General features: G+C 65.5%; 10 protein-coding genes. 3 read left to right on the top strand and 7 right to left on the bottom strand.

Features of this window, described 5'->3' with window-relative positions; genetic code table 11:
* The first annotated feature begins 262 nt into the window (after positions 1-262).
* The gene (locus KHP60_RS21265) at positions 263-4876 is read left to right on the top strand and encodes a hypothetical protein (RefSeq protein ID WP_213566298.1); all 4614 of its coding nucleotides are present in this window, start codon (positions 263-265) and stop codon (positions 4874-4876) included.
* Positions 4877-5184: 308 nt separating this feature from the next.
* Here the strand turns inward: KHP60_RS21265 and KHP60_RS21260 are convergent, their stop codons facing one another.
* From KHP60_RS21260 to KHP60_RS21245, 4 genes are read right to left on the bottom strand one after another with little or no spacing between them, the layout of a single operon-like run.
* On the bottom strand, positions 5185-5841 hold the full coding sequence (locus tag KHP60_RS21260) for an ABC-type transport auxiliary lipoprotein family protein (protein WP_311925220.1): 657 nt from the start codon (positions 5839-5841) through the stop codon (positions 5185-5187).
* 24 nt (positions 5842-5865) lie between these two features.
* Positions 5866-7443 carry an MlaD family protein gene (locus KHP60_RS21255; protein ID WP_213566296.1) on the bottom strand — a complete coding sequence of 526 codons (1578 nt, stop codon included), beginning with the start codon at positions 7441-7443 and terminating at the stop codon, positions 5866-5868.
* 8 nt (positions 7444-7451) lie between these two features.
* A complete protein-coding gene (locus KHP60_RS21250) occupies positions 7452-8252 on the bottom strand; it encodes an ABC transporter ATP-binding protein (protein WP_409366308.1) in 801 nt (266 codons plus the stop codon).
* Between the two features lie 4 nt (positions 8253-8256).
* Positions 8257-9405 carry an ABC transporter permease gene (locus KHP60_RS21245; RefSeq protein ID WP_213566294.1) on the bottom strand — a complete coding sequence of 383 codons (1149 nt, stop codon included), beginning with the start codon at positions 9403-9405 and terminating at the stop codon, positions 8257-8259.
* Between the two features lie 80 nt (positions 9406-9485).
* Here KHP60_RS21245 and dgcA point away from each other — a divergent pair, with 80 nt between their 5' ends.
* Complete coding sequence (gene dgcA / locus KHP60_RS21240) at positions 9486-10469, top strand: N-acetyl-D-Glu racemase DgcA (protein ID WP_213566293.1); 984 nt, start codon at positions 9486-9488, stop codon at positions 10467-10469.
* Here the strand turns inward: dgcA and KHP60_RS21235 are convergent.
* Positions 10439-11620 (bottom strand): MFS transporter, encoded by a 1182-nt coding sequence (locus KHP60_RS21235; protein WP_213566292.1) that lies wholly within the window; start codon positions 11618-11620, stop codon positions 10439-10441. The genes dgcA and KHP60_RS21235 overlap by 31 nt on opposite strands.
* Before the next feature lie 158 nt (positions 11621-11778).
* On the opposite strand from KHP60_RS21235, the gene KHP60_RS21230 reads away from it, so the two are divergent.
* Positions 11779-12279, top strand: coding sequence for a hypothetical protein (locus tag KHP60_RS21230; RefSeq protein WP_213566291.1), 501 nt, complete (start codon positions 11779-11781; stop codon positions 12277-12279).
* A 6-nt stretch (positions 12280-12285) separates the two neighbouring features.
* Here KHP60_RS21230 and KHP60_RS21225 read toward each other — a convergent pair whose 3' ends face one another.
* Both KHP60_RS21225 and KHP60_RS21220 read right to left on the bottom strand, forming a co-directional pair.
* On the bottom strand, positions 12286-13293 hold the full coding sequence (locus KHP60_RS21225; RefSeq protein WP_283770739.1) for a glycosyltransferase family 1 protein: 1008 nt from the start codon (positions 13291-13293) through the stop codon (positions 12286-12288).
* Positions 13293-14105, bottom strand: a complete 813-nt coding sequence (locus KHP60_RS21220) for a UDP-2,3-diacylglucosamine diphosphatase (RefSeq protein WP_213566290.1) — start codon at positions 14103-14105, stop codon at positions 13293-13295. The genes KHP60_RS21225 and KHP60_RS21220 overlap by 1 nt, the downstream gene beginning before the upstream one ends.
* Positions 14106-14881: the final 776 nt, after the last annotated feature.

Genomic DNA, 14881 nt, shown 5'->3' with positions numbered 1-14881 from the left:
AGACGCATACAAAACCTGCCGTCTTTTCGCCGCAATTTTTCCCGGTAGAGCAGGTTACTAAGCCGTTAACGACGTTCATAAATGACAGGGGACATCGGGTTTCCTTGTTTCAGATCGGCCGCTAGACTTGCTTGGTAAATAACAGATTACCGTGCGGAAACCCTTGAACGGGGCCCCGTACCGGTTGAAGCCATGCATTCACCTCGTTTTTCAGACAATGAGGCGGCTTCAACCATCATCAGTTGCGTCACGAGGGCGGATCATGGCGACCGAGAACAAGAAGATGAAGGACCCGGCCGAGGCAGCCTTGTCGGCTGTCGAGCAGGCACTCAACCTTGACGAAACATTCGTGATCCACACCCCGGAGCGCTCGGGCAGCAAGCCTTACGAAGAGCCCAAGCTGCCGGATATCGACGATCACGACTTCACCAAGGGTCCTTTCGGCCTCGGCTCCGATTCCCTGTCCGCCCAGGCAGACGACCACGACCCCAGGCTCGACGACATGACCCGCTCCGGCTTCATCGCCCCCGACCGGAACGCCGTCGCCAACGATGACCGCCAGAACGTGGGCGTGATGCTGCAGGCCCTTCAGGTTCGCTCCTCCCCCCGTCCCTACGTGATCGCGACCCTCGCCTCCCTGCTCTGGCTCGGCGGTGTCGGCGCCCTGGTCTATGCCCAGGGCATCACGACCCCCGAGCAATTGCTCGCCACCTTCTCGACCTCGCAGCTGGCACTCGGCGCCGTCGGGCTTGTGGCACCCGTTTTCCTGTTCTTCATCGCCGCGATGCTCACGGTCCGCTCGCAGGAGATGAAGATGGTGGCGCGCGCGGTCGGCGAAGTCGCCATGCGTCTGGCTCAGCCCGAAAACTTCTCCACCGATGCCGTCCTCTCCGTCTCGCAGGCCGTGCGTCGGGAAGTGGCAGCTGTCGGCGATGGCGTCGAGCGGGCGCTGGCCCGTGCCGGCGAGCTCGAGACCCTGGTGCGCAGCGAGATCTCCACATTGGAGCGCGCCTATTCCGACAACGAGATCCGCATCCGCTCGCTCATCGACGAACTGGTGGCGCAGCGCGAGGCCATCGTGTCGAACGCTGAGCGCGTGCGCGGCTCCATCACCGGCGTGCACCAGACCCTGATCCAGGATCTCGACGGTGCCAGTGAGCGCGTCGTCAGCGCGGTCAGCGGCGCAGGCGACAAGGTCACCGCATCCCTTGAGCAGCAGGGCGATCACATCACCCAGGCCCTCGGCCGCGCCGGCGAGCGCGTCGTCGAGGAAATGGCAGGCCGCGGCGTCGAGCTGGTGGAACGTCTCTCGGGCTCCAGCGAAGAGATAAAGAACGGCATTGCGGAGGTGGCCACCGTCATCACGGGCGCGCTCGAGAGCAAGGCGCAGGACATCACCGGCGCCTTCGAGCGCACCGGCGACCTCCTGACCCGCCACCTGCAGGAGGGCGCAAGCCAGGTCACCCGCACGCTTGCGGAAACCGGCCGCGGCGTGATTGATGCCCTCGCCCAGCAGGGCAACGATGTCCGCGAGGCCTTCGAGCAGACGGCCCGCACCCTGGAAGACAGCTTCGCGCAGCGCGGCAGCGAAATCACCGAGAAGCTGGCGGCCACCGGCGGCGTGATTGCGGACGACATCTCGGCCCGCACCGCGGAGATGCGCGATCAGATTGCGGCTGCAGGCTCCACCGTGAGCGAAGAGATCGTGAGCCGCGGCCTGCAGGTGCGCGAACAGCTCGCCACCACCGGGACCGGCGTCGTCGACGAAATCGTCCTGCGCGGCAACGAATTCCGCGAGCGCCTGGCAGCGACGGCGGCCGACGTCGCCCGCGAGATCGACGAGCGCGGCGTCGAAGTGCGCGGACAGCTCGAGAGCGCCGTGCGCCTCGCTGACGAATCCATCGGCAACCGTGTCGAGGATCTAGCGACCCGCCTGGAAACGGCCAGCCAGCGCGTCAGCGAATCCGTCACCGTCCAGGGCCAGGCGCTGGAGACCAGCCTCGCCCAGGCCGGCGAGCGCGTCTCGCTGCTCATCGGCACTCAGGTGGAGGACTTCCGCACAGCCTTCGAAACGCGCGGCCAGGAATTCTCGCAGACACTCTCCCTCCATTCCGACGAAGCGCAGACCCGTCTCGCGACCACAGCCAAGGACATCGTTCTCGCCATCGCGGCCCAGGGATCGCGCGTCAACGAAGTGCTCAACCGGACCGCCGAGACCCTTTCCACGACGGTCGATACCCGCACCCGCGAGATGGAAGAGACTCTCGGCTCGCGCCTCACGGCATTCGAGGGCGTCATGGCCCGCGGCGGCGAGATGGCCGAGCGCATGTCCCGTGACGTGGGCAGCCTGACCGAGACGATCAGCGGCCGCTTCGAGGAGATGGACCGTCTCATCACCGTGCAGGGACGCACCGTGGCCGAGACCTTCGCTGAGCGGGCCCGCGAGGCGACCACCGCCATCGAGACCCAGCTCGCCGCTCTCGAGGAGCACGCCTCGCGCCGCACCTCGGAAATCGCGGTCAACTTCGACACCATCGTCGAGCGTGTCGACAGCGTTCTCGGTGCCCGGTCCACTGCCCTCAACGAGGCTCTCGTCATCCGCACCGGCGAGATGGCCCGCGTCATGGCCGAAGGCGGACGCGACGTGGCGACCGGACTTCAGGCTCGCGTCGACGAGATCAACCAGGCGATTACCGCCAAGACCAATGCGATTGCCGACACCCTGACCTCCAGGGCCGAGCAGATCGGCGAGTCGCTGGACAGCCGCATTGCCTCGATCAACGAGGTCCTCGGCAGTCGCGCCGACGAGATCACGGAAACCCTGGGCACCCGCGCTTTCGAGATCAACCAGACCCTGGGAAGCCGCGCGGAAGAGATTGCCAATGCTCTCAACCAGAGCGTGACGATGCTCGAAGACCGGGTCGTCAACCGTCTCAGCGGCGTTGCCGAAACCATCGACGAGCGCGGCCAGGCCGTTCTCGGGTCGCTCACCAGCCGCATCGGCGAAATCCGCTCGATCTTCGACACGCAAGGCGCGTCCCTCGTCGAGAGCCTCGGCAACCGTGGCGACATCATCGGCCGCGAAGTCGCTGCCATCAGCGACACGACGCTGCGCGACCTCGAAGAGCGCAGCGGCACCCTGCTCTCCTCTCTCCAGGAGCGCACGATGGAGCTGACCGCTTCCTACATGCAGTCGACGGAGGCCATGCGCAGCGCCATCGACGAAGGCACGCAGCAGACCGTTGAAACCCTCACGGGCGCCAATGAGCGCCTGCGGGGCGAACTCACCGAGGTCCTCGGCCGCCTGCAGGACGGAAATCGTCTGCTTCAGCAGGTCGCGGCTACCGCCAGCAGCAATCTCGGGGCCGTCGAGGACGGACTGGCCGGCCGGGTCCAGCACATCGAATCGCTCCTCTCGGAAATCGCCAGCCAGACCGGCCGCGCCTCCGATCAGGTGGCCGATCAGGTCGAAGCGCTGCGCAGCGTGTCCTCAGGAGCGATCCAGCAGGCACTGGAGCTGGCCCAGAGCCTCGAAGAGCGCGGTCGCGCGCTCACCGACACCACCGGCGAACAGATGCGCACCCTCACCGAGGCAACAACCGCTCTGGAGCGTGTCGAGGCTCGCATGAGCGAGGCCCTGTCCGGCCGCCAGCAGGCCTTGGACGAGCTTCTCAGCCGCATCAACGATCGTTCGCAGGATCTGGAATCCGTCACGCGTTCCTTCACGACCCTGCTCGAAGGCTCGCTCGAAAGCGCCGACGCCAAGGCGCGCCAGCTCGGCTCGGTCCTCGCCGCGGCCGCGGAGACCACCACGAACGCCATCGGCGAGCAGTTCGAGCGCATCCGCGCGACCACCGGCGAGGAAAGCGTGCGTACGGCAGCCGCCCTGCGCACCAGCTATGAGCAGGCGGCCGCGGAGATGACGGAAGCGCTGAGCAACGCCACCGCGAAGTTCCGCGACACCATGGGCGAACTGCGCGGCATGACCGGCCAGATCCAGCGCGAGCTGGAGTCGACCCGGGCGGAACTCCGCCGCGGCGTCGTGGAACTGCCGCAGGAGACCCAGGAGGCGAGCGCCAATATGCGCCGCGTCGTCGCCGACCAGATCAAGGCTCTCAACGAGTTGTCCGCTCTGGTATCCCGCTCCAACCGTCTGGTCGATGCCGCTCCGGCCGCCCAGCCGCGCAAGGCTGCGGTCAACGAAACGCCGGTTGCCGCCACCATGGCGGCCGTCGCGGCTGCGGTCGAGCAGAGGATCGCGCAGACTCCGGCTCCCGCGCCTGCCCCGGCTCCGACGGTCGCCCGCCAGGTGGAGCCCAAGCCGGCCCCTGCTCCCACACCGGCACCGGCTCCCGCGCCGGCTCGTCAGGCTCCGCCCACGGCTGAGCGACCGGCTTCGCGCCGGGAAGAGACCCCAGCCCGCGATGCAGGCGCCCGTGGCGGCTGGCTGTCGGATCTCCTCAACCGGGCCTCCCGCGACGACGTCGAGGAGCCCGCCCGCACGCCGGCCCGCGCCGATCGCACCCGCACGAACAGCCTCGAATCCCTGGATTCGATCTCGGTCGACATTGCGCGCATGATCGATCACGAGGCGGCTGTCGAGCTGTGGGACCGCTACCGCCGCGGCGAGAGCAACGTATTCACCCGTCGCCTCTATACGCTGCAGGGTCAGCAGACCTTCGACGAGATCAGCCGCAAGTACCGCCGCGACGGGGAGTTCCGGCAGACGGTGGACCGCTATGTGGAGGAGTTCGAGCGCCTGCTCTCGGAGGTCTCGCGCGACGATCGCGACTCCATGCTGACGAAGACCTACCTCACGTCCGAGACCGGCAAGGTCTACACCATGCTGGCTCACGCGAGCGGCCGATTCGATTGAACCGGATAACGCCCCGAGCTGAATGTAGAAAACGCGGCCTCTAGGCCGCGTTTTCGTTTTGGGGCTCATCTGTCGTTCCGGAGCGAGCGTCAGCGAGAGCCTGGCAGCCGTCAATATGATGTGCCCAAAGAGGGCGCTCCGCCCGTTGCGCCTAATTCTGTCACGCAGGAGCGGTCATGGATTCCAGGCTCGGATCTTCCGAGCTGCCCTGGGATGACAATGCCAAACATGGAGCGGGTACAAAAAAGCCCGGTACAAATCCGGGCATTGCGGTTCTGTCGCGTTCTATGAACTGAAATGACGGGCCCTCAAGCCGGCGGCTGCGACTCGCCCATTGCGGTGCTCGGGTCTTCCCGCCGCGGCAGCGGGCTTCCGCTCACCCAGCGCACGATTTCGAGCATGACGACGGACAGGGCCTCATCGAGGGCGCGGGCGGCATTCGGTGCGTCCACGGCACTGGCCGGAACGCTGGCGCGGAAGATGCGGCCATTCACGATGCGGCCGTTCTGATCACTGACGATCTTCACGGAGATCTCGGCAACCGCCTGATTGTCGGGCGTCGCAATCTCGAACCGGCGCAGCTCGGAGATGAGCTGGACGTCGGCCACGGCACCGCTGCTCGGCCTCGAGACGCCCCGGAGCTGCGAGGCATTCTCGAACGTGTTGATCAGGCGGGTCTGGATCAGGCGCGGCAGGTTGTCGGCCCACTGCCCTCCTCCGATGAACGACACGGACCCGCTGGCATCCTTCACTAGGATCTGCTGCGTCGAGAGCGCCTGCAGGGCCGCAGGCTCGTTGACCAGGACCTGAACGCCTGCTGCTCCCCGAATGCGGGACGTGGGTGCCGAGAGATCAAAGGTTGCCGGCGCCGGTCCCGACGAGCAGGCGCCGGTCAGGGCAGCCAGAACCAGCACCGGGGCAAGGTGCCGGAGCAGGCAGGCTCGATCAGTCGAGGGGGTAAACACGGGGGATCCACGCATACTGTTTACTTAGCGGCGTCCACTATACTCGGGGAGGTTTGAACGACCACCGAAAAGAAACTGCTGTGGATTACGTTCGATGCTCCGAACCGCGCGGCTGATGTCGCCCAGCGTCCTGCGACCTTCCACGGCCAGGGCCTCGTATTCCCGCAGGCCCGATTCTGTGAACCGGTTGACCCCGCCGAGAATGCCCTGGATGCCCTCGGTCCTCGAGTTGAGGTCGTTGGCAAGCTCCCGGACGGAAACGGCGGCGGCCCGGATTTCGTCGAAGGCTCCCTTGCCGGATTCACCGGAGGCCGAGCCCAGGAACTTCTCGGCGCCCGCCAGAACGCCGTCGATTCGGTCGGCCGACTTGTTCAGCTTCTCCGTGATGGAGCGTGCCTCCTGGATAGCCTTGTCCACATCCGGGCTTCGCTGGCTCAGGGTTTGGGTAAAGGTATCGATATTTTCGACCGTGCGGCCGACCTTGGCAGGATCGATGGCACGGGCGAGTTCGGCGATCTCACCGACTGCGTTGTCCAGCTTGGGTGCGGTCTCGTTGAGGCGAGCGATGAGACTGGCGGCGTCCCGAAGGGCATTGTTGATCGCCTCGCGGTTCTCCCCGAGCGCTCTCGTGAAATTGTCCGTATTCTCGACGATCCGGGCGACACGCTGGCCATCGACCGAGTTTGCCACCTCCTCGACCTTGTCGACGGTGCGCCCGACCTTCGCCGGATCGATGGCCTTCGCGATGTTCGAAATGTCTCCCACGGCGCTGTCGAGCTTGGGAGCGGTCTCGTTGAGACGGGCGACGAGGCTGTCCGCGTTGCGCAGGGTGTCGGTGATGGCCTGTCGGCTCTCGCCGAGGGACTGGGAGAAACCCTCGACGTTTTCAATGATTCGGGTCACGCGCTGCGGATCGACTGCGCGGACCACCGTGTCGACGTTGGTTGCGAGCGTCTCAAGCTTTTCAGCCAGAGGGCCGACCTTCTCGGCGGCCTGTCCGATCTGGGCCAGGAAGCGGTCGATGCCTTCCGAGTTCTCGCCCAAGGCCTGAGAGAAGCGCTCCACGTTCTGGATCGTCCGGCTGATGGCACCCTCATTGTCGGTCACGACCCGCCCGACCCGCTCCAGCACGTCATCGGCCCGGCGGGCGATGTTGCGTGCCGTCTCGATCAGGTCCTGGAAGTCGGAACGGTCGGCGAAAATCGTCGGCATGGGCTGGCCCGGGCCAGCCACGAGCGGCGGAGCGCTCGGCTCGCCGCCCGAGAGGCCGATATTCGCGACGCCGGTCAGGCCCTGGTATTCCAGGCGGGCGCGGGTATCGGAACGGATCGGGGTGCGGGCGTCGACCTGGACGATGCCGACGACCCGACGTGGATCCTCGGGCAGCAGGCTGATCTCGGTCACATCGCCGACACGCAGGCCGTTGAAGGATACGCTCGACCCTTGCGAGAGCCCCGAGACCGAGCCTGAGAACACGATGCGGATGCTCTGGCGGGCCTGTCCCCGCTCGCCGCCGGAGAACCAGTAGACGAATCCGAAGGCAGCGGCGATCACCGCCAGGGTGAAGAGGCCGATCAAGGCGTAGTTTGCACGCGTTTCCATCGTTACCCTTACGCGCCGCCGGCCATGACCGCACGTGCTCGTTTCCCGTGAAAGTAAGAGCGAAGCCACGGGTGATCCGATTCCAGCATCACCTCGATGGGACCCGCCGCGAGAATTTTTCCCTCGCCCAGAGCCGCTATGCGGTCGCAGACCGAATAAAGGCTGTCCAGGTCATGGGTTACCATGAATACCGTCAGGCCTAAAGTCCGCTGTAACGTCGCAATCAGGTCGTCGAACTCGCCGGCGCCGATGGGATCGAGGCCCGAAGTCGGCTCGTCGAGGAAAACGATCTCAGGGTCGAGAGCCAGCGCCCGCGCCAGGGCCGCGCGCTTGATCATGCCGCCCGAGAGCTCCGACGGCAGCTTGTCGGCAGCATCCGGATTCAAGCCCACCATTTCGATCTTCAGCATGGCCAATTCGTCGAGCAGCCGGTCCGACAGGCGCAGGTATTCCCGCATCGGAACCTGGATGTTCTGCTTCACGGTGAGGGCCGAGAAGAGCGCCCCTTGCTGGAACAGCACGCCCCAATGCCGCTCCAGTTGGCGGCGTTCCTCGGCAGACAGGCCGTCCAGGTTCTGGCCCAGCACCTCGATGGTGCCCGCCCGCTTGGGCACGAGCCCGAGGATGGCCCGCGTCAGGACCGACTTGCCCTGGCCCGAGCCGCCGACGAAGCCCAGGATCTCGCCGCGATAGACGTCGAGATCGAGGCCTTTCAGGATCGTCCTGTCTCCGAAGCCGACCTCGACGTCGCGGACGCTGATGATCACGTCGCGGTCATTGGGAGAGACGGTGGGGCGCCGTTCGAGCATCATGTCAGTAATTAATCGCTGCAAAGAACATGGCGAAGAGGCCATCGAGCACGATGACCATGAAGATGGACTTTACCACCGAAGACGTCACGTGCTGGCCCAGGGACTCGGCGGAACCGGCAACGGCCAGTCCTTCCAGGGTCGCAATGATGCCGATGACGAGCGCCATGAAGGGAGCCTTGATGATGCCGACCATGAAGGTGTTCAGGCTGACGGCGGCCCTGAGGCGCGTCAGGAAGATGTCCGGGCTGATATCGCCGTAGACCCAGGTCGTCAAAGCCCCGCCCACGAGCGCCGCGATGGAGGCGATGAAGGTCAGGAGCGGCAGTCCGATCACCAGCGCCATGATGCGCGGGACGATGAGAACCTCGATGGGATCGAGACCCATGACCCGCAGGGCATCGATCTCCTCCCGCATTTTCATGGAGCCGATCTCGGCGGTGAAGGCCGAGCCCGAGCGGCCCGCGACCATGATGGAGGTCAGCAACACACCGAGTTCGCGCAGGACCAGGATGCCGATGAGGTCGATGACGAAGGGCGTGGCCCCGAACTTCACGAGTTGGAAGATGCCCTGCTGCGAGACGATGCAGCCGACGAGAAACGAGATCAGGACGATGATCGGAACGCCGCGATAGGCGATCTGCTCCAATTGGTTGACCACGGCCGTGATGCGGAAGCGGCGGGGATGGACGATGACGCGCAGCAGAGCGGAGATGAGTTCGCCCAGAAAGCCCACGCCGCCGACCATATCCTTGCCGGCTCCGGCAACGCTCTGCCCCACATCGACGAGAAAATCGACTGCACGGGAGTGCCGCGGCTTTGGTGCGCCTTGAAAGTCGCGATAGGCCGCCTCGTCCAGAAGGATCTTCTGCTCCGGCGTCGCATTGGCGAAATCCACCTGCCCCTTGGCGGAAAGCTCGTGCCGTGTGCGGTTGAGCGTCCAGGCGCCGAGAGTATCGAGACGCTCGATGCCGCTCAGATCGAGGATCATGGGAAAGGTGTCGGCTTCCGTCGCAAATCCATCGACCAGTGTTTCGACCCTCTCGGCATGCGGCGCCGTCCAGGGACCGGCCAGCCGGACCGTCGTCTGCCTTCCGGCGCGGTCGATTGTGACTTCCGGCTCTCGAGCCAAGGTGCTCTGCGCCACGATCATCCCTTCGGCGTTGATTCCGCTTGGTGATAGCGTGTCATTGCGCCACAAGTCGAGACGAAGTTAAGAAGAGACCTAAGAGAATGCGCCAGCTCACCGTTTCCATCGACCGTTTCCCCATTGCCGGGAAGTTCACGATCGCCCGCGGCTCCCGCACGGAGGCGGTGGTGGTCACGGCGACGATCTCGGAGAACGGGGCCGTCGGGCATGGAGAATGCGTGCCCTATCCCCGCTACGGGGAGACGGTCGAAGGCGTGGCGGCGGCTATCGAAGCCATCCGGTCGCAGATCGAAGCGGGGCTGTCGCGCGAGGCGCTTCAAGACCTCATGCCTGCAGGAGCGGCCCGGAACGCCGTCGACTGCGCCCTCTGGGACCTGGACGCCAAACGCTCCGGCATCCGCGCCCACCTGACCGCAGGGCTGACCCGCTGGCCGCCCGCGACCACGGCCTATACGATCAGCCTCGACACGCCCGAAGGCATGGCCGAGGCGGCGGCCAAGGCTGCGGAACGGCCGATTCTCAAGGTCAAGTTCGGCGCTCCCGATGGCGATATCGCGCGGATCCGGGCCGTCCGCCGGGCAGCACCCCAGGCGACCCTGATCGCCGACGCCAATGAGGGCTGGACCGAGGAGAACCTGGAACAGCACCTCGCCGCCTGCGCGGATGAGGGCTATGCCCTTGTGGAACAGCCCCTGCCCGCCAAGGCCGACAGTTACCTGAGCCTGATCCCGCGCCCGGTTCCGCTCCTCGCCGACGAGAGCGTGCATGACCGGGCGAGCCTCGACCGGCTCGTCGGCCTCTACGAGGTCATCAACATCAAGCTCGACAAGACGGGCGGCCTGACGGAGGCCCTGGCCCTGGCCGATGCGGCGGAGGCGAAGGGCTTTTCGCTCATGATCGGCTGCATGGTCGGCACGTCGCTCGCCATGGCGCCGGCCCTGGTTCTCGCGCCCCGCGCCCGCTTCGTCGATCTCGACGGCCCGCTCCTCCTCGCCAAGGACCGGGATCCGGGCCTGCGCTACGAGGGCAGCATCGTCTATCCGCCGGAACCCGCCCTCTGGGGTTGACCCCTCTGCAGCCGGATCACCACCAGCATCAGCACGAAGCCCATGGCTCCCAAGGGAGCCATGGCGGCGAAGACGCCGGCACCGGCTTCGCTGTAGATCACGCCGCTGACGATCGTAGAGGCCGCCGTCGTCAGGGCGGCCAGCGAACCGTAGATCCCTTGCGCCCGTCCCCGCGCCTTCATGGGAGCGAGCGCCGCCAGGGCCGCCATCGTGCCGATATGGGTGGCGGCGAAGGACAGGCTGTGCATGGTTTGCAGCACGAACATCACCTCCGCCCCCGGCTGAAGGGACATGATGGTGAAGCGGATCGCCGCCGCAGCCGATCCGAGCAGGATCAGGCCGACGCCGGAGCTCCGTCCGACATGGCGGCCGAGATAGATGAAGACCAGGATCTCGGCGACGACGCCGGCCGCCCAGAAATAGCCGATGACCTCGTCGGAGAAGCCGATGGAGCGCCAATAGATGCTGGCGAAGGCGTTCAGCGCGCCGTGGCTCCCTTGAGTCACCGCTCCAGCAATCAGCACCAGCCACAGGATCCTGGAGAGCTTTGGGGAGGCTCCTTCCGTCTGAGCCTCACTTGGGCTCGACGGCTCGGGGACCTCGTGTGGGACGGCGATCAGCGTCGCCGTGAGTCCCAGGATGGGAATCAGGGTCAGGGCGATGATCACGATGTCCGGCCCGAAGGCGCCGACCAGATAGCCGCCCGCGATGTTGGTGATGAAGAACGCCACGGAGCCGGCGCCCCTGATCCGACCGTAGTTCAGGCCGGGATGCCTCTGGACCGCATTGGTGGAGACGAGGTCGTTGCCCGGGATGATGCAGGACTGGGCGACGGCGACGAGAGCCACCAGGGTCATGATCATGGCGCTGCTGTCGACCAGCAGGAAGAGCGGAAAACCGATCAGCTGGCCGAGATGGCTCGCCAGAAGCAGCCGCCTCGCCCCGAACGACCGGTCCGCCAGGCTCAGGAGCGGTGCGGTCGCCAGGATGCGCACGATGATGGGGATGGCGACCACGAACCCGATCACTGTCGGCGACAGCGCCTTGCTCTGCAGCCAGAGAGGGAAGAACGGCAGATACATCCCATGGCTGGTGAAGCTTGCAGCCTGCAACGCACCCAGGCGAAGTTCGAGAGCTTTGAGCGGCTGCATTGGGAATGTGGTCTTCTGAGATCGAGAATTGGGGTTAGAGGAGCAAGAACGCGGTGCAAGACTACCCCTGAAGGCCTTGTAGGGGTTGAGCTTGCAGGCACTTTGCACACATCTGTTGGAGACAGGAATCAAACCCGGCAGAGATGGATTGCGCCACCATGCCCGATGAAGAGACCAACGTCACGTTCGGCGATCTGGATTTCGACACGATCGAAGCAGCCGTCATGGAGACCGCACGCGGCCGCTGGTTCCTGAAGGAATATGCCCGGCGCAACCGCAATGCGGACACGCAGGCCGTCCTCGAGGCCGTGAGGCGCCTGAAGGAAGTGCCCCTGGATGCCCGGACGGTCGAGCCCTTCAGAGCTTGCCTGGAGAAGATGATCGCTTCGATCCGGCAGACCAAGGCGGAAGTTCGCTCCTTCCCAAACCTGGAAGCCGACGATCCCTTGAACACCCTCTCGGAGGCGGAGTTCCAGGACGCGGCCGAGCAGCGCATCCGGCACATGGTGTCGACGCTTCAGAGCCTGGAGAACGAAATTCAGGGTATGATCGATCTCAGCCGGGTGGAAATCGACCGGACCGAGGTCTCATTGGAAGCCGGCCCTTTCGAGGGTGAGAAGGCCCAGCATCTCCACCCGCATTCCGCCTTCCTGATGTAGGGCAGGCTATCTCCCGGAATGGGCTTTCTCGATATTGGAGAAGAACTGCCGGGCGCTTTCGTGCCAGGTGAAGGTCTCGCCATGGGCCCGGCATCGATCCTTCGGGATGTCGAGCGCCGCAAGAGCGGCCGCCCGCAGGTCGGCTTCGAGGACGCCGCAGCCTGAGGCGCCGATCACGTCCAGCGGTCCGGTGACCGGGAAGGCCGCAACCGGAAGGCCGGAGGCCAGCGCCTCGATCAGCACGATCCCGAAGGTGTCGGTGAGGCTCGGGAAGACGAAGACGTCCGAGGAGGCATAGACCCGCGCCAGATCCTCACCCGTGAGAGCGCCGAGAAAGCGGGCGTCCGGATATCTCCGCTCGAGTTCGGCCCGAGCCGGGCCGTCCCCGACAACGACCTTGGTGCCAGGCAGATCGAGGCTCAGGAAGGCGTCCAGGTTCTTCTCGATCGCGACGCGCCCGACGGAGAGGAAGATGGGCGCGGAGGAATCCAGGATCCGCTCGTTCCGCGGCCGGAACAGAGCCGTGTCGACGCCCCGGGTCCAGCGCATGATGTTCCTGAACCCGCGCCCCGTCAGCTCCCGCTCCAGGGAGGGCGTGCTGACCATCATGGCGCGGGCCGCCTGGTGGAAGCGTTTGAGGGCCCCGTAGGACCAGGCCTCGGGGATTTTGGTCCGCGCAGCCACGTATTCCGGAAAGCGCGTGTGGTAGCTCGTGGTGAAGGCCCGCCCCTGGCGCGCGCAGGCCAGCCGCGCTGCGAGCCCGATGGGCCCTTCCGTGGCAATATGGACATGGGTCGGCCGGATCTCCTCGAGGATTCCGGCGAGAGACCCGGGCCGGACCAGGGAGAGGCGGATTTCCGGATAGGTCGGCATGGGAAAGGAGTGGAAGCGCTCGGGCGTGAGGAACACGACCTCCGCGCCGAAGCGTGGTGCCTCGGCCGCCATGTATTCCAGCGAACGCACCACCCCGTTGATCTGGGGGCGCCATGCATCGGTGGCGATCAGGAGGCGCATCAGGCGGCCCTCTCGCTGACCTTCACGGCGGGGGGGCTCAGATCCCGGGCCTTATCCCGTTCCACGTCCGTCCACCGGATCAGTTCGAAGGAGCCGTCATAGTGCTCGACCACGGCCGTGCAGGACTCGACCCAGTCGCCGGTGTTCACGTAAGCCACGCCGAAGTGGTCGTGCATGATGGCGTGGTGGATGTGGCCGCAGATCACGCCGTCGGCCTCCTGACGCCGGGCCTCCGCGGCGAGAAGCTCCTCGAACCTGCTGATGTAGTTCACCGCGTTCTTGACCCTCAGCTTGGCCCAGGACGAGAGCGACCAGTAGGTCAGGCCGAGCTTTCGCCGCACGATGTTGAGGTAGGTGTTGATGAGAAGAGCTGCCGAATAGGCGCCGTCTCCGAGAAGCGCGAGCCAGCGGGCGTGCCGCACCACCAGGTCGAACTGATCGCCATGGATCACGAGGTAGCGCTTGCCGTCGGCGGTTTCGTGAACCGCATAATCCGCAAGTTCGATGCCACCCAGATTGACCCCGATATAGTCGCGCAGGAACTCGTCGTGATTGCCGGGAAGGTAGACGAGGCGGGCGCCCTTCCGGACCTTGCGCAGGAGCTTCTGCACCACATCGTTATGGGCTTGGGGCCAGTACCAGCCCGATTTCAGCCGCCAGCCGTCGACGATGTCGCCGACGAGATAGATCGTATCGGCGTCGTAGGCCTTGAGGAATTCGAGCAGGGCCCCTGCTTGGCACCCTTTCGTTCCGAGATGGAGATCGGACAGGAACAACGTCCGTACGCGCAGAGCATTCACATCCTGAGCCATGGGCTCCTCCGGCGGGCTTGCTGAACAGGAGCCAACCGGATTCGCATCTCGTCCCCATGACGCTTTTCCTGCAGATTTGTGACGACAGGCCACGAAGCATCGCGCCTCAGAGCCTGGCCGATAGTCGACCTGTCGCGTCATGACCGGCCCTGTGCCGATGATCCCGACAGATGGCCGATGTCTGGTTCTGCTGGCGACCCCGAGCCTGCGCGGCGCTCCGTCCGGGATGTCATCCCCGGCAAGTTCGGCGAGAGGAAGGGATCCTAGCATTGCGCGCGTGGGAAGGCTCCCTTCCCTTCATTCCGCTTCATTCCGCACGACGATTCATGACACCTCCGACGTCGTCACCGGGCTTGTGCCGGTGATCCCGATGTGGAGAAGTGCGGCGCTCGTCCGATCGGGATGGCCGAGTCAGGCCCGGCCATGACGTAGGAGGGTGTGATGACGTCTGCGGGTGGACGATCGTCTCCTGTCCAAGAACCAGCACCTGTCACCTGTCCAAGAGCCAGCACCCGTAGGCCCAGGGCTTGGGAGCCCTGAGCCGTGAGGTTGATCGAGGGTGGCGCGAGTGGCGGCCCGGCTCGATGGCGATGGGTTTGATGGAAGAGCCGGACGGCCGCTTCGCGCACGGCTTCTTTAGGCGGACAGGAGAGGCAGGCTCAGTCGACCGCCGCAGGCGGGGTCGTCTGCGCGACGGGGGCCTGCGACCGATCCCGACTACCCGCCCACCTCCTGGGCCTCCTGTCATGCGGGCTTGCGAGACCCGCACACAGGAC

The sequence above is a fragment of the Microvirga sp. 3-52 genome, assembly GCF_018383585.1.
In the GTDB taxonomy this organism is placed as follows: domain Bacteria; phylum Pseudomonadota; class Alphaproteobacteria; order Rhizobiales; family Beijerinckiaceae; genus Microvirga.
Note: the sequence above shows the minus strand (reverse complement) of the source record. Positions and strands in the feature narration are given on the sequence as shown.